Annotated in this window: 17 protein-coding genes; 13 read left to right on the forward strand and 4 right to left on the reverse strand. The window is 73.8% G+C overall.

Annotated elements, in window-relative coordinates:
- Window positions 1-337 precede the first annotated feature (337 nt).
- From ACH4K1_RS03900 to ACH4K1_RS03920, 5 genes are all read left to right on the forward strand, one after another.
- On the forward strand, window positions 338-1,090 hold the full coding sequence (locus ACH4K1_RS03900; protein ID WP_398086264.1) for a GntR family transcriptional regulator: 753 nt from the start codon (window positions 338-340) through the stop codon (window positions 1,088-1,090).
- Between the two features lie 250 nt (window positions 1,091-1,340).
- A complete protein-coding gene (locus ACH4K1_RS03905) occupies window positions 1,341-1,541 on the forward strand; it encodes a hypothetical protein (RefSeq protein ID WP_073765605.1) in 201 nt (66 codons plus the stop codon).
- A gap of 338 nt (window positions 1,542-1,879) precedes the next feature.
- The gene (locus tag ACH4K1_RS03910) at window positions 1,880-2,284 is read left to right on the forward strand and encodes an NUDIX domain-containing protein (RefSeq protein WP_398086266.1); all 405 of its coding nucleotides are present in this window, start codon (window positions 1,880-1,882) and stop codon (window positions 2,282-2,284) included.
- Between the two features lie 197 nt (window positions 2,285-2,481).
- Entirely contained in the window at window positions 2,482-3,003 is a 522-nt protein-coding gene (locus ACH4K1_RS03915; protein WP_398086268.1) for an ATP-binding protein, read from the forward strand.
- Window positions 3,004-3,217: 214 nt separating this feature from the next.
- A complete protein-coding gene (locus ACH4K1_RS03920) occupies window positions 3,218-5,785 on the forward strand; it encodes a SpoIIE family protein phosphatase (protein WP_398086600.1) in 2,568 nt (855 codons plus the stop codon).
- A 48-nt stretch (window positions 5,786-5,833) separates the two neighbouring features.
- Here ACH4K1_RS03920 and ACH4K1_RS03925 read toward each other — a convergent pair whose 3' ends face one another.
- Together ACH4K1_RS03925 and ACH4K1_RS03930 are read right to left on the reverse strand one after the other, a co-directional pair.
- Window positions 5,834-6,547 carry a PspA/IM30 family protein gene (locus ACH4K1_RS03925; RefSeq protein WP_398086271.1) on the reverse strand — a complete coding sequence of 238 codons (714 nt, stop codon included), beginning with the start codon at window positions 6,545-6,547 and terminating at the stop codon, window positions 5,834-5,836.
- Window positions 6,548-6,791: 244 nt separating this feature from the next.
- Window positions 6,792-8,915 carry a TPM domain-containing protein gene (locus ACH4K1_RS03930; protein WP_398086274.1) on the reverse strand — a complete coding sequence of 708 codons (2,124 nt, stop codon included), beginning with the start codon at window positions 8,913-8,915 and terminating at the stop codon, window positions 6,792-6,794.
- A gap of 250 nt (window positions 8,916-9,165) precedes the next feature.
- On the opposite strand from ACH4K1_RS03930, the gene ACH4K1_RS03935 reads away from it, so the two are divergent.
- From ACH4K1_RS03935 to ACH4K1_RS03945, 3 genes are all read left to right on the forward strand, one after another.
- Window positions 9,166-10,764: a glycosyltransferase gene (locus ACH4K1_RS03935; RefSeq protein ID WP_398086277.1), complete on the forward strand. Its 1,599-nt coding sequence runs from the start codon at window positions 9,166-9,168 to the stop codon at window positions 10,762-10,764.
- 8 nt (window positions 10,765-10,772) lie between these two features.
- On the forward strand, window positions 10,773-12,338 hold the full coding sequence (locus tag ACH4K1_RS03940) for a DUF6056 family protein (protein WP_398086279.1): 1,566 nt from the start codon (window positions 10,773-10,775) through the stop codon (window positions 12,336-12,338).
- A 117-nt stretch (window positions 12,339-12,455) separates the two neighbouring features.
- Window positions 12,456-12,896 carry a hypothetical protein gene (locus ACH4K1_RS03945; RefSeq protein WP_398086281.1) on the forward strand — a complete coding sequence of 147 codons (441 nt, stop codon included), beginning with the start codon at window positions 12,456-12,458 and terminating at the stop codon, window positions 12,894-12,896.
- Between the two features lie 159 nt (window positions 12,897-13,055).
- Here ACH4K1_RS03945 and ACH4K1_RS03950 read toward each other — a convergent pair whose 3' ends face one another.
- Window positions 13,056-14,126: a hypothetical protein gene (locus tag ACH4K1_RS03950; RefSeq protein ID WP_398086284.1), complete on the reverse strand. Its 1,071-nt coding sequence runs from the start codon at window positions 14,124-14,126 to the stop codon at window positions 13,056-13,058.
- A 103-nt stretch (window positions 14,127-14,229) separates the two neighbouring features.
- On the opposite strand from ACH4K1_RS03950, the gene ACH4K1_RS03955 reads away from it, so the two are divergent.
- Complete coding sequence (locus tag ACH4K1_RS03955) at window positions 14,230-14,691, forward strand: PaaI family thioesterase (protein WP_398086287.1); 462 nt, start codon at window positions 14,230-14,232, stop codon at window positions 14,689-14,691.
- A 200-nt stretch (window positions 14,692-14,891) separates the two neighbouring features.
- Here the strand turns inward: ACH4K1_RS03955 and ACH4K1_RS03960 are convergent, their stop codons facing one another.
- Window positions 14,892-15,674, reverse strand: coding sequence for a D-Ala-D-Ala carboxypeptidase family metallohydrolase (locus tag ACH4K1_RS03960; protein WP_398086290.1), 783 nt, complete (start codon window positions 15,672-15,674; stop codon window positions 14,892-14,894).
- Window positions 15,675-15,963: 289 nt separating this feature from the next.
- Between ACH4K1_RS03960 and ACH4K1_RS03965 the strand changes: the two genes are divergently transcribed.
- The 4 genes from ACH4K1_RS03965 to ACH4K1_RS03980 all read left to right on the forward strand — a co-directional run bounded on the left by ACH4K1_RS03965 (window position 15,964) and on the right by ACH4K1_RS03980 (window position 18,830).
- Window positions 15,964-16,815, forward strand: a complete 852-nt coding sequence (locus ACH4K1_RS03965; RefSeq protein ID WP_398086293.1) for an alpha/beta fold hydrolase — start codon at window positions 15,964-15,966, stop codon at window positions 16,813-16,815.
- A gap of 168 nt (window positions 16,816-16,983) precedes the next feature.
- Window positions 16,984-17,514: a VOC family protein gene (locus tag ACH4K1_RS03970; RefSeq protein ID WP_398086296.1), complete on the forward strand. Its 531-nt coding sequence runs from the start codon at window positions 16,984-16,986 to the stop codon at window positions 17,512-17,514.
- Window positions 17,507-18,322 (forward strand): MerR family transcriptional regulator, encoded by an 816-nt coding sequence (locus tag ACH4K1_RS03975; protein ID WP_398086299.1) that lies wholly within the window; start codon window positions 17,507-17,509, stop codon window positions 18,320-18,322. Before ACH4K1_RS03970 ends, ACH4K1_RS03975 begins: the two co-directional genes overlap by 8 nt.
- 58 nt (window positions 18,323-18,380) lie before the next feature.
- A complete protein-coding gene (locus ACH4K1_RS03980) occupies window positions 18,381-18,830 on the forward strand; it encodes a transposase (protein WP_398086301.1) in 450 nt (149 codons plus the stop codon).
- Window positions 18,831-18,876 lie beyond the last annotated feature (46 nt).

Below are 18,876 nucleotides of genomic sequence, written 5' to 3' on the forward strand. Positions count from 1 at the left end.
AAAAACGGGAGCCGTGCTGTGCACAGGAAGGTATTGGTCTGGACCAAAAATGGTCAAGAGGTCGCGGGGGTCGGAGTCGGCGGCCGTGTCGGACCCCGGGGAACGGGGCAGATTCCGGGCGGCCCCCGTGGCCCGGGGCCGCCCGGCGTCGACTTCGGGACGGGTTCGGGGCGGCCCCGGGGGCGAGGGTCGGCCGGTTCTGCTCTGGCGTCCACGTGCGGGTTATGCCTGAGTCGCCGCAAGGTCATCACATTGAGTGAAACCTTGGCCCATGCTTGCGGTGCACAACCCACGGTTGTCAGGCTGTCGCAGACTGTCAACCTGTTGGGAGTGGCCTGTGACTTTCGGTGAGCAGCCCGCCTATCTGCGCGTGGCGAGCGATCTCAGGGAGAAGATCGTCAACGGCGCGCTGCCGCCCCATACCCGCCTGCCGTCGCAGGCCCGCATCCGGGAGGAGTACGGGGTCTCGGACACCGTCGCCCTGGAGGCGCGGAAGGTGCTGATGGCGGAGGGGCTGGTCGAGGGGCGGTCCGGCTCCGGAACGTACGTGCGCGAGCGCCCCGTCCCCCGCATGATCGCCCGCTCCGGATACCGGCCGGACAAGGGGTCCAACCCCTTCCGGCAGGAGCAGGCTGCCGAGGGGGTGCGCGGGACCTGGGAGTCCCGCAGCGAGCAGGAGGGCGCGAGTCCCGAGATCGCGGGGCGGCTGGGGATCGAGCCCGGCGACCGGGTGATGCGCACGCACTACGTCTTCCGGGAGGCGGGCGAGCCGGTCATGCTCTCCACCTCCTGGGAGCCGCTCGCCGTCACCGGCAGGACGCCCGTGATGCTCCCGGAGGAGGGTCCGTTGGGCGGCTGCGGAGTGGTCGACCGGATGGCCGCGATCGACGTCGTCGTGGACAACGTCGCCGAAGAGGTCGGCGCGCGCCCGGGGCTGGCGGAGGAGCTCCTGGCGCTCGGCGGCGTCCCCGGCCATGTGGTCATCGTCATCGGGCGCACGTACTACGCCTCGGGCCGGGCCGTGGAGACGGCCGACGTGGTGGTGCCGGCCGACCGGTACCGGGTCGCCTACCACCTGCCCGTCAGGTGAGCCCCGCCCGGCCGGGCGGGGACCTGCCGGAGGGTGGCGGCGCCCGGGGCGGGTGAGGGAGGGGCCGGGGCCGAGGAGTACGCGTAGGGGCGCATTCAGCGGATGCGCCCCTTTCGCGATGGCCGGATGTGTCTCTCTTTGTGCAAAGCCGCCTGCGCTGAGTGAAGGTCAGGCGTACGCTCGGGCATATGCGCACTGGGGTTTCCTGGGGATGGTCAGAGACGTGCACGCCGGTGGGGAGAGGGGCGATATGCGAGGGGGCGGCACGATGAGCGACAGTGGCGCCGTGCTCCCTTGGCTGGTGATACGGCAGGACGACGGCGGAGGCCGCTACCGCGTGGGCCGGTACGCCACGCAGGCGGAGGCGCAGAAGGTCGCGGACGGCCTCGACGACCGCCACCGCCACCAGGTCTACCGGGTGGAGCGCGTGGGCCAGACGCCCCGACCCTGACGCCCGCGCGCCCCGGCTCTGACGCCCGCGTGCCCCGGCCCTGAGGCCCGGGTGGCGGACGTGCGGAGCCCGGCGCGCGGTGCGGGGGCCCGGGGCGGGGCGCGGGGCGAGAAGGATGCGCGCGCACCCGCGTACGCCCCCGCAGCCCTTGCCGTGCCCGCAGCCCTTGTCGTGTCCGTCGCCCGTCCCGCAGTCCTTGCCGTGCCCGCACCCCTGCCGGGACCGCCGCCCGTCCCGCCGTGCGTGCGGTGTACCGACGGCCCGGGCGGTAGGGTCCGGCCCGACCGGCGGCGCGGAAGCCGCCAAGGACGCGGCGAGCGGGGCGGAGTGATGGTCAGGTGGCGTCGATGCTGATCGACACGGTGGCGTGGGTACGGATCGAGGGCGGCAGGATCCTCTGCGCGCGGCCCCGGGGCAAGGGCGTCTTCTACATCCCGGGCGGCAAGCGCGAGGGCGCGGAGACCGACCTGGAGACCCTTCTGCGGGAGGTCGAGGAGGAGCTGACGGTCGGCCTGATCCGGGAGACCGTCGTCCACGCCGGTACGTACGAGGCTCCCGTGGACGACCGTCCCGACGCCGCCGTCGTACGGATGAGCTGCTACTACGGCGACTACCGGGGCACGCTCGCCGCGAGCGCCGAGATCGAGGAGACGGCCTGGTTCTCCTACGCGGACCGGCCCCTCGTGCCTCCCGTGGACCGACTCCTCTTCGACGACCTCAAGGCGGCGGGCGCCCTGCTCTGACCCGGCCGCCCGGCGGGGCGCACCGCCCCGGCCCCGGCCCGGTCGGCGCCGGGAGCGCGGGCGGGGTGCGGGCGGGGTGCGGGCGTGTACGGCCGTCCGCATCAAACGCCGTAGGAGGCGGTAGCGGGGCGTAAATGGTGGGTATGGGGTTTTTAGTCCCTATTTGCGCAGGGTGTGCCCGTGGTCGTCCTTGGGAAGTGGTCGGCGTGATCGATACCGAAGGCGACTGCGCCGCGTGGACCTTCGAGGGCGAGCCCGGTTCCGTGCGCAGCGCCCGGCACGCCGTGCGCGGCACCCTCTGCTCCTGGGGGCTCGACGCGGCGGTGGGCGACCTGGCGGTCCTGCTGGTCAGCGAGCTGGTGACCAACTCCCTCCGGTACGCCTCCGGCCCCATCGGCGTACGCCTGGTCCGCTCGCACCCCGACGGAGACCTCGCGCTCGCGGGCGGCCCGCCCGCAGCCGGCCGGGTGGGGGGAGGGCCGGTCGGCGGCGGTGGCCCGCTCGCCGACGTTCCGCTCGCCGAGCGCCCTCCCGCCGCCCCCGGACTCCTGGTGGAAGTCTCCGATCCGCTTCCGGACCTGCCCACCGAACGCCGTGCGGGGCCCGACGACGAAGGCGGCCGGGGGCTCCAGCTCGTGGCCTGTTCCGCACGCCGCTGGGGAACCCGTCGCGGAAAGACCGGCAAGACCGTGTGGTTCGAGCTGGCTCTCCCTGGTTAGGAGAGTGGAGGGAAGCACAGCGATCACCCGAGGTCGGGAAGAACCTGGCTGAAAGGGACTGAGACCTTGCTGTGATCGTGAACGCCGTGTCGGTCGGGGCCGTAGTGCTGAATACTGCGGGCAGGACCGGTCCGGTGCGTGAGCTGGAGGGGACGGTCGCGTGAGCGAAATACCTGGGACAACGGGCGATATCGGCGGGACGGCCGGCGATGTCGTGTGGCAGAGCAGCCCGCCCGGCTCGATCTACGACCACATCAAGGTCGCCTCCTTCTCGATCGGGCCGGACGGTCTGATCGAGCAGTGGAGCAGCCGGGCCGCCGGTCTGTTCGGCATGACCTCGACCGAGGTGATCGGCCGTGACCCGGTGGAGGCGTTCCTCCCCGCCGAGCTGCGCTCCGGCGGACACCGGCGGGTCGGCGAGATCCTGGACGGCAAGGAGTGGACGGGCCTGGTCCCGTTCCGGATACCGGGCGAGGGCGGGGCGCACGGCCTCGCCGAGGTCTACGTGATGCCGAGCCTGACGGGCCGGGGGGAGCGGGCCGCGCTCTGTATCGTCGTGGACGTCCGGGCCCTGCGCCGCATCGAGACGGACCTCGCCGCCTCCCAAGCCATATTCGGCCAATCTCCTTTCGGTTTCGTGCTGTTCGGCACGGACCTCGCCGTCGTCCGGGCGAACCAGCGCTTCGCCACCGTCTTCGGCGGCGCCGCCGAGGACCACCGGGGCCGCACGGTGGAGGACTACCTGCCGCGCCCCGAGGCCGACCGGCTGACCGCCACCCTGAAGCGCGTCCTGGAGACCGGGGAGTCCGTCACCGACCTCCAACTCGTCGGCCCCGCACCCCGCACCGCCGAGCGCCGCCACTGGTCCATGAACCTCTACCGGGTGCACAGCGGAGCCGGCCGGCCCGTCGGCGTCGCCGGACTCGCCACCGACGTCACCCGCCGGCACATCGCCGCCCGGGAGGCGGCCAGCGCCCGCCGCAACCTCGCCCTCCTCAACGAGGCCAGCGCCCGCATCGGCAACTCCCTGGACCTGGAGACCACCGCCCGCGAACTGCTCGACGTGGCCGTCCCCGGCTTCTGCGACCTCGCCTCCGTCGACCTCTACCAGGGGCTCCTCACCGGCGAGGAGGCCGCGCCCGGCAGCTGGGCCTCCGCGCACCGCGAGTCCGCCGGCGGCTCGGCCGAACTGCGCCGGGTGGCCCACGCCAGCGCGGTCGCCGACGCGCTGCCCACCGCAGTGGCGGGCAGCGGGGCCCCCGGTCCGGACGACCTGCCGCCCGCCCTCGGCTCCGTCCACCGCTTCCCGTTCGGCTCGCCCTGCGCCATGGCGCTGCGCTCCGGCCGGGCCGAGGACGTCCCCGGCGACGAGATGGGCTTCGTCCAGTCGACGCTCGCCGTGCCGATGGTCGCCCACGACACCGTCGTCGGCCTCGTCCAGTTCTCCCGGACCAAGGGCAGCGAACCGTTCGGGGAGCGCGACCGGGGCCTCGCCACCGAATTGGCCGCCCGCGCGGCCGTCTGCATCGACAACGCCCGCCTCTACCGCCGCGAGCACGAGCGCGCCCTGATCCTCCAGCGCAGCCTGCTGCCCCCGGGCGACCCCGAGGCCGCCGGGCTCGACATCGCCTGCCGCTATCTGCCGGGCAACGCCGCCACCGAGGTCGGCGGCGACTGGTTCGACGTGATCGAGCTGCCGGGCCACCGCACCGCCCTCGTCGTCGGCGACGTCATGGGGCGCGGACTGCGCGCCGCCGTCGCCATGGGCGAACTGCGCACCGCCGTACGGACCCTGGCCCTCCTCGACCTGGAACCCGCCGAAGTGCTGTACGCCCTGGACGAGGTCGCCCGCGGCCTCGGCTCCCCGGGCGGCGGCGAGCGCAGCGAGGGGCTCGGCGGCAGCGGGGGAGCGCAGTGGCCCTCCCGCGCCGCGCAGAAGTCCCGCGAGGCCGACCTCTCCGAGGTGTACCTCGCGACCTGCGTGTACGCGGTCTACGACCCGGTCACCCGGCGGTGCACCATCGCCAACGCCGGGCACATGCCGCCGGCCGTCGTCGAGCCCGGCAAGCCCGCCCGGCTCATCGACGTACCGCCGGGCATGCCGCTGGGCGTCGGCGGGGAGCCGTTCGAGGAGGTCGAGGTCGAGCTGGCCGAGAACGCCCTGCTCACCCTGTACACCGACGGGCTGGTCGAGTCCCGGGACCAGGCGCTGGACGAAGGGCTGGAGGCGCTGCGGTCCGTCCTGACCGGCCCGCAGATGGAGTTGGAGGACGCCTGCGACTTCGTCCTCTCCACCCTCGACACCGAGCACGGCGAGGACGACATCGCGCTCCTGATGGCCCGTATCCAGGGGCTCCCCGCCGAGGCGGTGGGGGACTGGACGCTGCCGCGCGAACCCCGGTCGGTGGGGCGCGCCCGCGACCTGGCCCGCACCCAGCTCCTCGCCTGGGACCTCGACGACCTGGTCGACACCACCGAACTCCTCGTCAGCGAGCTGGTCACCAACGCCCTGCGCTACGGCGAGGGCGAGATCCGGCTCCGCCTGCTGCGTGACCGCACCCTGGTCTGCGAGGTGTGGGACGCCGGTCTCGTCCAGCCGCGCCGCCGCCGCGCCCGCGACACCGACGAGGGGGGCCGCGGCCTCCAGCTGGTCGGACTGCTCAGCGCGGCCTGGGGAACGCGGCGAACCCCGCGCGGCAAGACCGTCTGGTTCGAACTGGCCCTCCCGGACGGGGAGCCGGCCGCCGAACTCTCCGTGGAGCAGTTGCTGAGCATGTACTGACGCGACCGATCCGCGGAGGCACGCCCGCGGCCCCGCTCCGCGGCCGGCCTACGACCCCGCCTTCAGGGCCGCCAGCCGGGCCTCCACCTCCGCGCTGTCGCCCAGGGCGTCCAACTCCTCGAACTGGGCGTCCAGCGAGGAGGCGGCCAGCTCCTGCCTCCCCAGGGCCTTCGCCTCCTCACGCCGTACCTTCTCCTCGAAGCGGCCCAGCTCGCTCGTCGGGTCGAGGACGTCGACGCTCTTCACCGCGTCCATCATCCGGTTCTGCGCCTGGGCCGACGTCGCCCGCGCCACCAACTCGTCGCGCTTGGCCGTCAGCTCGGAGAGTTGGACCTTCATCCGGTCGAGCCCGCTCCTGAGCTTGCCGACGACCTCGGTCTGCGCGGCGATCGTCGGCTCGGCGGCCTTCGCCTCCCGCTCCGACTGGAGCTGCCGTCCGAGCGCGACCTTCGCCAGGTGGTCGAACTTGTCCGCGTCCGCCGGCGCCCCGGTCCCGCGCAGTTCGTCGGCCTTCCGGCTGGCCGCCAGCGCCTTGCCGCCCCACTCGGCCGCCGCCTCCACGTCCTCCCGGTGGTCCTCCTCCATCAGCCGGAGGTTGCCGATGGTGGCCGCAACGGCCTGCTCGGCCTCCGCGATGTTGTCCGTGTAATCGCGGATGAGCTGGTCCAGCATCTTCCGCGGGTCCTCGGCCTGGTCGAGCAGGGCGTTGACGTTGGCCTTCGCGAGCTGGGTGACGCGGCCGAGGACGGTCTGCTTGGTCATGGCACGGCTCCTTGGGGTCGAACAGGGGTACGGGGCGGTCCTGCCGGCGGGGCGGGTGGCGGTCGGCGGGTGGCGGTCGTCGGTCGGAGGGGGGCGGTCAGCGGACGGTGGTCGGTCTCGATGTGCGGTGGTCGGCGGCGGGCGGGCGGTGGCCGGTCTCGGCTGTCGGCGGTGCGCGGTGTGTGGGGTGCGGTCCGCTGTCGGAGGTGCGGGGCCGGGGTTTTCGCCCGTCCCCCGTCGTCGTTCAGAAGCGGCCCCCGCCGCCCCGCCGGCCCCGGGTTCCGCCCCCGCCGCCCCGCCGGCCCCGGGTTCCGCCCCCGCCGAAACTGCCCGGCGTCCCGCCGAAGCCCCCGGACCGCCCCCTTCCGCCGAACCCGCCCCCGTACGTCCCGCCCCTTCCCCCGCCCCCGAACAGGCCGCCGAGAAGGATGCCGCCGAGCACCGCCCCACCCGTTCCGCCCGGCCCGCCGGGGCCCTGCGGGGAGCGGAAACCACGTACGTCCTGTTCGGCCAGGGCCAGCGCCTGCCCGGCCAGCGCGTCCGCCTGCCGCGCCTCGGCCAGCGCCCCCCGGGCGTCCACGGGCGTCAGCTCCCGGGCCCGCTCCCACCGCCGCTGCGCCTCCGCGAGCCGGGTACGGGCCCCGCTGCCGACCGCGCCCCGGTGTGTCGTGACGTAGTCCGCCGCCGCCCCGACCGAGGACCGGGCGGTGAGCATCGCCTGGTCGAGGAGGGCGCGGGCCTTCGCCTCGCCCCGCTCCTGGTCCCGGGCCCCCGCCAGCGCCTCGTCCAGTGCCGCGTCCGCCTCTTCCACCCGGCGCAGCGCGTCGATCGGGTCGTACGGTCCCGCCGCCGCGTTCCGCACATCGGCGAGTACGGCCTCGGCGCGGGCGATCCGGCCGCGCAGATCGGCGGTCGACGCGCCCTCGGCGGCCCCTTCGAGCAGCCCGCCCGCGTCGGCGAGGTCCGTCTCCGTCTCGGTCAGCGCCGCGGCCAGCTTCCCCGCGGCCTCGTCCAGCTCCGCCGCCCGCCGGTCCACCGAGTCCAGCAGCGTGCCCGCCTGGTCCACCGCGCCCTCGGCTCCCCGGATGTACACGGCGGCCCGGGAGTTCTCGCCGCCCTCGACCGCCGCACGAGCCTGCTCCACGGCCGAGCCCGCGAAGACGAGCCGGTCCTGCGCCTGCTCGACGTCGGCGGCCACGGGCGCGGCGACCCGTTCCCCGTACCGCTCCCGCAGCTCGGCGACGCCCGACCCGGCCGCCGCGATCCGGCCGGTGAGGTCGCGGTGGGCGGCCGTCACGGCGGCGAGGGCCCGCGGAGCGTCGCGTTCCAGGGCGCGCAACCGGTCGAAGTCCTCGGAGACGGCGTCCAGGCCCTCGTCCGCAGCTGCGCACCGCCGCAGGATCTCCTCCAGCATCCGGCGGCGGGCCGGATCGTCCTCGGGGAACGCGTCGTCGAGCCGCTGACGCAACCGGAAGGACTGCGTCAGCTCCTCCTTCGCCCGCGCGACCGCCTCCGTGAACGGCTTCGCCGCCTCCTCGCCGAACTGGGCCGTGGCGAAACCGAGTTCCTCCTCGCTGGTGCGCACCGCGTCGTCGGTGTCCACCAGCACCTGCCGGGTCCGCGCGTCCAGCTCCGGCAGCGGCTCCGGCGGCCCCGGCGCACCACCCGTCCCGGCGGTCCGCCCCCAGCCGGTGGCCGCCGGGGTGGTACGGGCCGCCGTACGCCGTCTGCGCCGGGCGTACGCGTAGACGCCGAACGCGCCCGCGCCCGCGACGACCGCCACCGGAAGGATGTAGTCGCGCGCCCCGACGGACTCGGACGGGCCCGCCCCGGGGTCGGCGGGGCCCGGGGTGACGGCGGGCGCGGTCACGGGGCGCCCGGCGAGGGAGGAGGCGTACCCGTCGGCCGCGCCGACCGCCGCTCCCGCCCAGTCGTTCTCCCGCAGCGCGGGTTCGATCGCCGTGCGTGCCACGTCCCGCAACTGCTCGTCGGTGAGCGGCGCGTCGGCGTCGACGGAGTAGCCGTACCGGCGGTCGTGGGTGGCGACGGAGAGCAGCACGTCGTCCTGGCCGAGGCCGTTGCGGTCGGCGGTCTCGTCGCTCCAGCTCTGCCCGGACCGGCCGGAGAAGTCGCGTACGTACACCACGAAGAGCTGGACGCGGTGCTCGGCGTACAACCGGTCGAGGGCCTCCTCCACCTGCGCCGCCCGGTCGCCGAGGGCCCCCACCCGGTCGGTGATCTGCCCGTCCCGGGACAGCTCGACGGGGTCGTCGGCGCGGGCGGCCCCGGCGGCGGGGAGCACCAGCCAGCACACGGCGAGCAGCAGAGCCAGCGGGGCGGCGATCCGCGCCAGGGGTGGAGACGTCACCTTTGCGAGGCTATGTGCGCTCCTGTGCCCCCGCGACCCGGCGGTCCACCGGCTCACGCCGCCGACCGCGTGAACGGTCTCCGGCCCGCGTCGGCTGTTCGCATGAAAGGAGGCGGGAAAGCGGTCCACCCGTGCGTGTACGAAGAGGCGGAGGCCGCCGCCCGTCGTCAGATGGGGCCGAACGTGGCGTGCTCCGGGCCCGGTATCCGAGGCCCCGCAGGTGCTGAGGACCGAAGTCCGGAGGTGACGTGTGGCGGACCTTCAGCTGTCGGTCGTCGTGCCGTGTTTCGACGAGGCCGAGGTCATCGAGTCCTTCCACGCCACCCTCCTCGGCGTCCTGGACGCGCTCGGGGAGAGCTTCGAGATCTGCTACGTGGACGACGGCAGCCGGGACCGCACCCGCCCCCTGCTCAGCGCCATCGCCGCCGGCGACCCGCGCGTCCACTACACCGCCTTCAGCCGCAACTTCGGCAAGGAGGCCGCCATGCTCGCCGGCCTCCGCATGGCGCGGGGCGCCGCCGTGGTCATCATGGACGCCGACCTCCAGCACCCGCCCGAGCTGATCCCCCGCATGCTGGAGCTGCACCGGCACGGCTACGACCAGGTCATCCCGCGCCGCGACCGCACGGGCGAGGGCATGGTCCGCACCACCCTCAGCCACACCTACTACGCCCTGGTCCGCCGCTGCATGGACGTGGAGCTGATCGACGGCTCCGGGGACTTCCGGCTGCTGTCGAGGCGGGCGGTGGAGAGCGTCCTCTCCCTCCCCGAGAGCAACCGCTTCTCCAAGGGGATCTTCTCCTGGATCGGCTTCGACACGGTCACCTTCCGCTACCGCAACAGCGAACGGGCGGCGGGCCGCTCCAAGTGGGGTGGCAAACGGCTGCTGAACTACGGCATCGACGGCCTGCTCTCCTTCAACGACCGACCGCTCCGCCTCGCGATCTACACCGGCTTCTGGGTCTTCGTCTCGGCCCTGGTCTACGCCCTGTGGACGGTCGTCGGCGTCGTCCTGCACGGGGCGGACACCCCGGGGTACGCCACCCTGCTCACCGCCGTCGTCGCCCTCAGCGGCATCCAGCTGGTGACGCTCGGGGTGATCGGGGAGTACGTGGGCCGCATCTACCACGAGGCGAAGCACCGGCCGCCGTACGTGGTGCGGGAGACCGACGCGACCTGCCGCATGCTGCCGGACGGTCCGCCGCGCCGGCCGGCTCTCACCGGTGAACGGGTGGTGGCCCACTCCGCCGCCGTCACCGCGGAACCCGCCGCCCCCCGCCCCGGCCGGACGCGCACGGTCCGCCAGTTCACCAGTTTCGTCCTCATCGGATGCGTGAACACCGCCGTCTACCTCGCCGTCTACGCCACGCTCAACCGCTGGATCCCGTACCTGACGGCCCATGTCATCGGCTACGTGGTCAGCATCGTGTGCTCGTTCCTGCTCAACTCCTACGTCACCTGCCGGACGCGGCCGACCTGGCGCGGGTTCGTCCGCTTCCCGCTCTCCAGCCTGGTGAACCTGGTGGCGTCCGGGGCGCTGCTCTACGGGGCGGTCAGCGGCCTCGGGATGGACAAGAACCTCGCCGCGCTGGCGGCGGGCGTCCTCGTCACCCCGGTCTCGTTCCTGCTGGCGCGCTGGGCGATCACCTCGGGGCAGACCGGGGAGGCCGCGGCCCCGGAGGCGGTGGTGGAAGCGGAGACGGCGGCGGGGGCGGACGCGGAGGCGGGTACGCGGACGGAGGCGGGTACGCGGACGGAAGCGGCGGAGGGGGCGGGAGGCGCGGCGGAGACGGCGCCCGGCCGCCCCGCCCCCGCGACGCTGCCCACCCGCTCGTCCCGGGACCGGTGAGGGCCGCGATGCCCGACGACGTACCCGTGGGCGCCGCCCCCTCCGGTCCGCAGCGCGCGACCGCGACCGCCCGGGCCGGGCGGGGCCGGGCGGGGCGGGGCGGGGGCCGAGCCCCCTCGGGCCGCCCCTGGACCGCTCTCTGGGTGACCGCCCTCGCGCTCCCGCCCCTCGCCCTCCTCGCCGCCGCGTCCTGGTTCGGGCGGTGGGTGCGGCCCGGCGCGGACGACTGGTGCTTCCTGCCGCTCGTACGGGACGACGGCGTCGGCGGCCTGGTCGGGAAGTTCTACCTCGACGACAACGGGCGGGTCGCCAACGCGCTGCTGGTCGGGGCGTACGCGAAGTTCCAGGTCGCCGGGCACCAGTGGTTCCCCGTGGTCAGCGGGGTCCTGGTGGTCGCGGTGCTGTGGGCGGCGGCCGTCCTCGCCCTGCGCCGGGCAGCTCTGCGCACCCCGCCCGGGCTGCCGCTCCTGCTCGCGGCCATGACCACCGCCCTCTTCCTGTTCGCCACGCCGAACACGTACAAGACGTTCTACTGGCCCGCCGCGTCCGTCTCGCACACCCTGCCGCCCGTCCTGGCCTGCGCCGCCCTCATCCCGCTCCTGCTCGCCCGCTCGCGCCGGGGGCGCGCCTTCGCGGTGGCCGTCGCCCTGGCCGCGGCGGCCTTCCTCGCCACGCTGTCGGAGGAGACGGCGATCGTGGTGGTGGCGGTGCTCCTGGCCGCGCTTCTCGTCTCCGGCCGGACCGTCGCCGCGGCGCACCGGGGGTTCATCCGGCTGTGGTGCGCGGCGGGCCTCGCCGGAACGGCGGCCGGGGCCCTCGTCCTCATCACCTCGCCCGGCTCCCGCACCCGCAGGGAGCGCTTCGGCGCGGAGACCGCGTCCCTGCTCGCCTCGGACTCGTTGGCCGCGTCGCTGCGGGCGTTCGCCGAGATCACCGTCACCGTGGTCACCACCTGGCAGTACGTCGGCGCGGTCGCGGCGGGCGTGCTGCTGGGGCTGCTGTGCCGGAGGGCGGACGGCACGGCGCCCCGCCCGCCCGCGCACGGGCCGCTGCTCCTCACCGCCGGGGCGCTCGCGCTCCTGGTCTCCGGCTACCTCTGCACGGTCATCGCCTACCCGGTGTTCGGCGCACGGGTGAGCGATACGAGCGCGAACCGGCTGTGGAACGACTACCTGCTGCTGTATGTGATCCTCCTCGTCGGGGCGGGAACCCTGCTGGGCCTGGTCCTCCGCCGGTACGCCCCCCGCACCGCGGCCCCGGCGAAGGCCGTATGCGCCGTGCTCTGCGTCCTGGTCTGCGTGGGCCCGGCCATCGCCCTGGCCCACCTGGACACGGCGCTGCGGGACCGGGCCGGGAAGTGGGACGCGCAGGACCGCCGACTGCGCGAGGGAGCGGCCCACGGCGAACGGGTCATGCCGTACGAGCGCCTGGTGATCAGCCAGATGCTGGAACCGTTCAGCCAGGGCGGCCGCGCCTACTGGCCCGGCGGCTGCGTCGCGGACTTCTACGGACTCGACCGGGTCACGGACGGTCGCGCGGAACACCCTCGCCGGCACGGCGGCCCCGGATCGTGACCCTGCCACCGGGGACGGCACGGAGGCGACCGAAGCCGCTGGCGGCCCCACCCTCGGCCCGTGCCGACGGCCGCGGCCGTCCGCCGACTGTCAGAGCCCCCTGCAAGACTCCTCGGCATGGGCGTCTTCTTCGACTATTTCCGTGCTCCAGGTGATCAGGAAGCGGCCTCGGCCTTTGCGGAGGGGCCGGATGACGCGGGGTTCGCCACGGTCTGCGTGAAGACGATCGATCCCGCTGTCCTCCTCGGGAAGGCGGTGGCGCTGCTGATGCGGGAACCCGTCGAAGCCGTCATCCGCCATCCCCGGTTCGCTCACCTGGTGACGAGTCCGGAGGCGGAGAGCACCTGGATCGTCACCCTGCCGGACGAGGTGCGCGACGCTCTGGCGGAGGCCCCCCGCGAGCTGCTGGCCGAGATATCCGTACCGTGGTCGCGGGCGGAGGAGTTCTACGGCGCCGCGGACGCCCGCCACCTCGCGGATTTCCTCGACGAGCTCGCGGCACTGGCCAGAGCGGCCCGGTCACACGGCCACGGACTCTACTGCCGTATGACGCTGTAGGGCTCCGGCCGGGCATCGTGTTCCTCGGGCCGGGGGACGGTCGGGATGTGCACCGAGCACACCGGGACGGCCGCCCCTCGTCGGCCGGAGCACCGGCATGGCGACCCGCCACCGTGCGGCGGCGCCGGTGGCGGGAACACCTCGGGACGCGTGCTCGCCTCAGTCGGCGACGGGCTGGTGGACGCGCGGGACGCCCAGGTCCGGGAGTTCGAGGTGGAAGCCCCGGCCCCGCCCGCTGATCGTGCCGTCGTAGGAGAGGTCGGCCAACTCGACGCCCAGGTGCCGTAGCTCCTCGATGAGCATGCGGGAGGCGGTGGCCGCCGCCTGATCGCGGTCCTCCATGGCGTCGGGGAAGCGGCGTTGCCAGATCGAGCGGGAGAAATCCCAGCCGTTCCGGGCCAGGTGCGCGGGGTTGGCCGCGTCCGGGTGGTGGAGGTAGCCGGTGGCCTCGATGACGAGGCTCAGGTCCTGGCTCCAGCACTGGACGAAGCGCTGCGGATCGTGGGCCGCCCCCAGGTGCAGGATGAACCTGCCGGGGAAGAACGGCGCGCAGCGGTTGAGGGGCCGCAGGGCCTGGGCCAGGCGCTTCTCCACCTCCTCCCAGGTGGTGGCGGGCCGATCGGGTGCGGCGGAAACGGAGGCGGGCGGCAGGTGGGACGGCTCGGCGGCGTACCAGCGGCCCCGGGCGCCCGCCTGCCCGACGGTGCCGGCCTCCGATCCGGGCGGCAGGAGGTCCAGGCTCATCCGGCCGTCGTCGTACGTGTGCACCAGGAGATCGGGGAGGCCGTGGGGCCGGGGGCCGCCGGGCGCGTCGGCCCCGGGGCGCCGCCACAGCATCCACGGGCCCGAGCAGCCTCCCCACATCGCGGGCGGGCCCAGTTCTTCCTCCATGACCCACCACGCGGCGCGCGTACGGCCCGCGACGGAGAAGACGTCCTCCTCGGGCAGGTCGACGAGGCTGACGTTCAGCCTGCGTATCCGCTCGGGCGCGGACGCGTCGGCGACCAGGGTGCCGTACCCGTACGAGGGGCCGTTCCGCGGGGCGAACCTGTGCCAGACGCTGTCCCCGACCGTCCTCGGTTCCCGGAGTTCCCAGCCCAGCGCGGAGGTGGCCCGCGCGAAATCCGCCAGGGTCCACGAGTCCGGCCGCAGCGGCACGACCTCCTTCACCAGCGTGCGGAAGTCGTCGTCGTCGAACCACCGTCCGCGCGGGATCGTGTTCTTCTCCATGCGGCAGACAGTAGCGGGCCGGTCCGGGGGCGGGTCCGGCGTTGACGGGAGGGCGGCGGGGAGGCGACGCTCGTCCCGTCCTTTCCCGGAGATGAGGTGGAGCATGGAGGCGGAAGCCTCGGAACTCGCGTACGGGCGGAAGGTGTTGGAGGCGCAGCCCTTCAGCGTCCTGCTGGGTGCACGGCTGACGGCCTTCGGTGACGGCGAGGCGGTCCTGGAGCTGGACGTCCGGGACGAGCTGCGCCAGCAGAACGGGTTCGTGCACGGCGGCGTCCTGAGTTACGCGGCCGACAACGCGCTCACCTTCGCGGCGGGTGCGGCCGTGGGCCCGGCCGTCCTCACCGCCGGTTTCACCATCGACTATCTGCGTCCGGCCCGGGGCGAGGTGCTGCGCGCTCGGGCGGCGGTGGTCCGCGCCGGCCGTACGCGCGTGGTCTGCCGCTGCGACCTGCTGATGGTGGACGCGGAGGGGGCGGAGACGCTGTGCGCGGTGGCTCAGGGGACGATCGCCGTCGCGGCGGACGGAGCGGACGGAGCGGAGGGGGCGGAGGGGGCCCGGGGCTGACCGCCGGCCGTGCGATGCGGGGCCGGCCGGCCGCTCCGCGGTACGGGGTCGGCCGTCTGCTGTGCGACACGGGGCCGACCGACCGACCGTCCGCCCGCCGTGACGGGTCGGGGCCGCCCGTCGACGGCGAGGGCTCGGGTCCGCTTGCCGTGCGCGGAGGGGCGGGACCTCCCGCTGCGAGGCCCCGCCCCTCCCGGGCCTCAGATGCCGCAGCTGGGCGCGGACCAGAAGCGTCCGCTGCCCCCGGCGATGTGGGTGTGGTCGTTGTGGCCGGGGTAGCCCGGGCCGAGGATCTCGGTGAAGCCGTGGTTGCGCGCGGCCTTGGCGAGGGCGCAGAAGCCCTGGGAGCCCGCCCCGAGGTCCGCCGCGTGGCCGTACATGTGGCGGCTGTTGGTCGCGCCGCCGACCGCGCTGTTGCAGGACACGCTGCGGAAGCCGCCGTTGACGACGATCGGCCGGTCGCCCATCGCGTGCCGCATCGCCTGGAGCTTCCACATGGTCACCAGGGCGTTGGCGCGCGCGGTTCCGGCGCTGACCTTGCCCCCGGACCAGTCCGAGTTGCAGCGGTTCAGCTCGGCGTAGGTGAAGTTGACCGGGGTGCAGTCGTCGTCCTGGAGCTGGTAGATCTTGTTGAACGTCTGGGTTCCGGCAATGCCGTCGGAGGCCAGCCCGTACGCGGCCTGGAAGCGCGCGACCGCCGCCTTGGTGGCCGGGCCGAACTGTCCGTCGACGGCGATCTGGCTGCCGTAGCCCGGGTAGCCCGAGACCCGGATCTGGAGCTGGCGCACGGCTTCCCCGCTGGAGCCCTCGCGGAGGGTTCCGCTCCAGGTGTAACAGGCGTCGGCCGTACCGACGTCCGTGGCCGAAGCGGAGCCGGGGGCCGGGGCGGGGGACGGGCCCGCGGAGGCGGTGGTCGTGCCGCCGAACGCGAGGGCCGCGCCGGCGATGGCCGAGACGAGGAATCCGATGGGGCGTGATCGCATGGGTCTCCACCTCATTGTCGTCAAGCTGTCCATGGTTCTTGGGGGATTCCGAGCCTCGGGGGCGGGCCTGTGACTGTCAAGCTCATGTCAACATGCTGCCACGGGTGCGCCTCCGCACCTCCCCGGGCGCTTTCCGTGCGGGGCGCGCCGGGGCGGGCGGCGACGCGCCCCGCGGGGAAGCGCGCGGAGGATCTCGCCGGCGCGCCGATGAGTTCTCGGCGGCCCGGGGGTCTGCATCCGGGGCGACCGGTCCGGTCGCCCTTTCCTGTACGCAGACCGGGAGTCACCCATGGCCGCAGACCACGTCCGTTCGCAGTCCGGCACCGAGGGAGGGGGCACGGCCGTCGTCGTTTCCGCCGACGGCACGGAGATCGCCTACGAACGGTCGGGCAGCGGGCCCGCCGTCGTTCTGGTGGCGTCGGCGCTGGCCGATCGCTCCGACACGGTGAAGCTCGCCGCGCTGCTCGCCGAGCACTTCACCGTGGTCAACTACGACCGGCGCGGCCGGGGGGCCAGTGGTGATGCCGACGCCTACGCCGTCGACCGTGAGATCGAGGACATCGCCGTGCTGGTCGACCGACTTGGCGGCTCGGCCTCGCTGTTCGGCTCGTCCTCCGGTGCGGTGCTCGCCCTGCGCGCGGTCGCCGCCGGGGTGAAGGTGGACCGACTGGCCCTGTACGAGCCGCCGTTCGTGGTCGCGAAGGGCGACGCCGGGCCGCCCCCGGACCTCGCGGAGCAGGTCGGCGCGCTGCTGGCGCAGGGCCGGGACGGCGAGGCGGTCAAGTACTTCATGACGAAGGTGCAGGGCATGCCGGGCATCGCCGTGTCCTTCATGAAGCTCATGCCGAAGATCTGGAAGAACCTCGTCGGCCTGGCCCGCACCCTCCCGTACGACATCGCCGTCATGGGCGACACGCAGCGGGGCAGGCCGCTCGACGAGGGGGAGTGGAAGGGCGTGGACGTCCCCACCCTGGTCCTGACCGGCGGCAAGAGCCCGGCGGCCTTCCAGCGTGCGGCCGGAGCCCTCGCCGGGATACTGCCGAAGGCCGACCACCGGACGCTGCCCGGACTCAACCACGGGGCCGTCGTCATGGCCCCGAAGAAGGTCGCCCCGGAGATCACCCGGTTCCTGAAGGGCTGACCACGCCCCGGCCCGGCCCCGGTCTGCGCTTGCGTGCTGTGTGCTGTGTGCTGTGTGCTGCGTGGGCCGGGGTGGGGGCCGGGGCGGGGCCCGGCTGCCGGCGCGTCGGAGAACACCTCACGTCTCCGGCTTGACCCTCACGTTGCGTGAGGCTCAACAGTGGGGCCCATGAGCGACTACTACAACGCGTTCGAGATGAGCCCCGTCCCCGCCCCCGGCCCGGACGCGGTTCCGCCGGAGCCGTTCCACGGCATCTACGGCATGCCCTCCTTCGTATCGGTCCCCACGACCGACCTGGCGGAGTCGGTGGACTTCTGGACCCGGGGCCTCGGGTTCTTCGAGCTGTTCAGCGTCCCCGGCGCGCTGGTGCACCTGCGCCGCTGGGCGTTCCAGGACGTCCTCCTCATCGCGGCGGAGAGCGTTCCGGAACAGCCCCCGGCGATGAGCTTCAGCTTCTCTGGCGTCCTCAGCCAGGTCGAATCCCTCGCCGAGGCGTGCCGCGCGCTGCGTCCGGACGCGGTGGACGGCCCGCGTGACACGCCCTGGAACACCCGTGACGTGGAGGTGATCACGCCCGAGAACGCCCGGATCGTCTTCACCGCGGCGAAGCCCTTCGATCCGGCCGGCCAGGAGGCACGGAACCTGGAAGCCATGGGGATCACCCCGCCCGGCGACGATGACAATGAGGACCATGGCTGAGACACCGGACGCCGAGGGCCTGACCGTAGGACAGGTGTCGACGCGCCTGTCCGTGACGGTCCGCGCGCTGCACCACTGGGACGACATCGGACTGGCGCGCCCTTCGCTGCGCACGGCTGCTGGATACCGCCTCTACACCGCCGCTGACCTGGAACGCCTGCACCGCATCGTCGTCTACCGTGAGCTCGGCCTCGGTTTGGACAAGATCCGGGCCGTCCTGGACGACTCGGCCACCGACGTGCCCGCCGCGCTGCGTACACAGCGCACCCAGGTGGCCGAACGGATCGAACGTCTCCAGCAGTTGATCACCGGGCTGGACCGGATGATCGACGCCCAGGAGCGCGGCATGCTGCTGACCGCGGAGCAGCAGGCCGCGATCTTCGGCCCCCGGTGGGATCCGGAGGGGGCGGTCAAGGCGCGCCACCTCTACGGGGACACCACGCAGTGGCGGCAGTACGCCGAACGTTCGGCCTCCCGCACCCCGGAGGAGTGGCAGGCCGTCGCCGACGACATCGCCGCTCTCGACCGGGCCCTCGGGGAGGCGATGGACGCCGGTGTGGCTCCCGGCAGCCCGGAAGCACATCGACTCGTCGAGCGGCACCGCGACGTCTTCGCCGCGAACTTCCCCCTCACCAGGGAGATGCAGGTCTGCCTCGCCCGCATGTACGAGGACGACCCGGGGTTCGCCGCCCACTACGACGGCGTCCGCCCAGGCCTCGCCACCTGGTTCCGCCACCTCGTCGACGCCGACGCCCGCGCCCACGGCCTCGACCCGGACACCGCGACCTGGGACGGGGGAACAGCCTGAGGGGCCCGCACGTCGAGACGGTACGTAGGGAATCCCGTGCTGTGAATGATCACGGTTCATGGGCCGGGGAGGTGTCGCGGACGAGCAGTGGGCGGTGTCGGAGCCGCCGCTGCCGAAGGGCGCGAAGGCGGGCCGGCCGCCTGCCCGGCCCCGGCGGCAGGTGGTCGACGGCATACGGTTCCGGGTCCGTACCGGTGTTCCGTGGCGGGACGTACCTGACGAGTACGGGCCGTGGGGACGGGTGTACGACCTCTTCCGCCGATGGCAGCGGAACCGCACCTGGCACCGGATCGTGAGCCGACTTCCAAACTCGCTGTCCGCTACGAGGCGACCGTCCTCGTCGCGGCTCTCAACGAGTGGCTGTGAACCCCGGCCCGTGCTCGACGAGCCGCTTGCGAGGTATGCGGGGTGCGCGGGCCCCGACGACTGCCGTACTGTGTTGAGATTCCTGCTGCGTGGCGATCTCGGCGGTGGGGCTCGAACTCTTCGTTTCACGATCTTGAGGTGAGCTTGTACCCCCAGGCCAAGTAGCCGTCCGTCGTTTCCCCGCGTGC

The sequence above is a fragment of the Streptomyces sp. NPDC017448 genome (assembly GCF_044330565.1).
GTDB lineage: Bacteria > Actinomycetota > Actinomycetes > Streptomycetales > Streptomycetaceae > Streptomyces.

What these genes read in the sequence shown, in the direction of transcription:
- ACH4K1_RS03905 (WP_073765605.1), top strand. Translation starts at nt 1,341, where the DNA reads ATGCGAGGGGGCGGCACGATGAGCGACAGTGGCGCCGTGCTCCCTTGG.
- ACH4K1_RS03925 (WP_398086271.1), bottom strand. Translation starts at nt 6,547, where the DNA reads ATGACCAAGCAGACCGTCCTCGGCCGCGTCACCCAGCTCGCGAAGGCC.
- ACH4K1_RS03940 (WP_398086279.1), top strand. Translation starts at nt 10,773, where the DNA reads ATGCCCGACGACGTACCCGTGGGCGCCGCCCCCTCCGGTCCGCAGCGC.
- ACH4K1_RS03945 (WP_398086281.1), top strand. Translation starts at nt 12,456, where the DNA reads ATGGGCGTCTTCTTCGACTATTTCCGTGCTCCAGGTGATCAGGAAGCG.
- ACH4K1_RS03950 (WP_398086284.1), bottom strand. Translation starts at nt 14,126, where the DNA reads ATGGAGAAGAACACGATCCCGCGCGGACGGTGGTTCGACGACGACGAC.
- ACH4K1_RS03955 (WP_398086287.1), top strand. Translation starts at nt 14,230, where the DNA reads ATGGAGGCGGAAGCCTCGGAACTCGCGTACGGGCGGAAGGTGTTGGAG.
- ACH4K1_RS03960 (WP_398086290.1), bottom strand. Translation starts at nt 15,674, where the DNA reads ATGCGATCACGCCCCATCGGATTCCTCGTCTCGGCCATCGCCGGCGCG.
- ACH4K1_RS03965 (WP_398086293.1), top strand. Translation starts at nt 15,964, where the DNA reads ATGGCCGCAGACCACGTCCGTTCGCAGTCCGGCACCGAGGGAGGGGGC.
- ACH4K1_RS03970 (WP_398086296.1), top strand. Translation starts at nt 16,984, where the DNA reads ATGAGCGACTACTACAACGCGTTCGAGATGAGCCCCGTCCCCGCCCCC.
- ACH4K1_RS03975 (WP_398086299.1), top strand. Translation starts at nt 17,507, where the DNA reads ATGGCTGAGACACCGGACGCCGAGGGCCTGACCGTAGGACAGGTGTCG.
- ACH4K1_RS03980 (WP_398086301.1), top strand. Translation starts at nt 18,381, where the DNA reads ATGGGCCGGGGAGGTGTCGCGGACGAGCAGTGGGCGGTGTCGGAGCCG.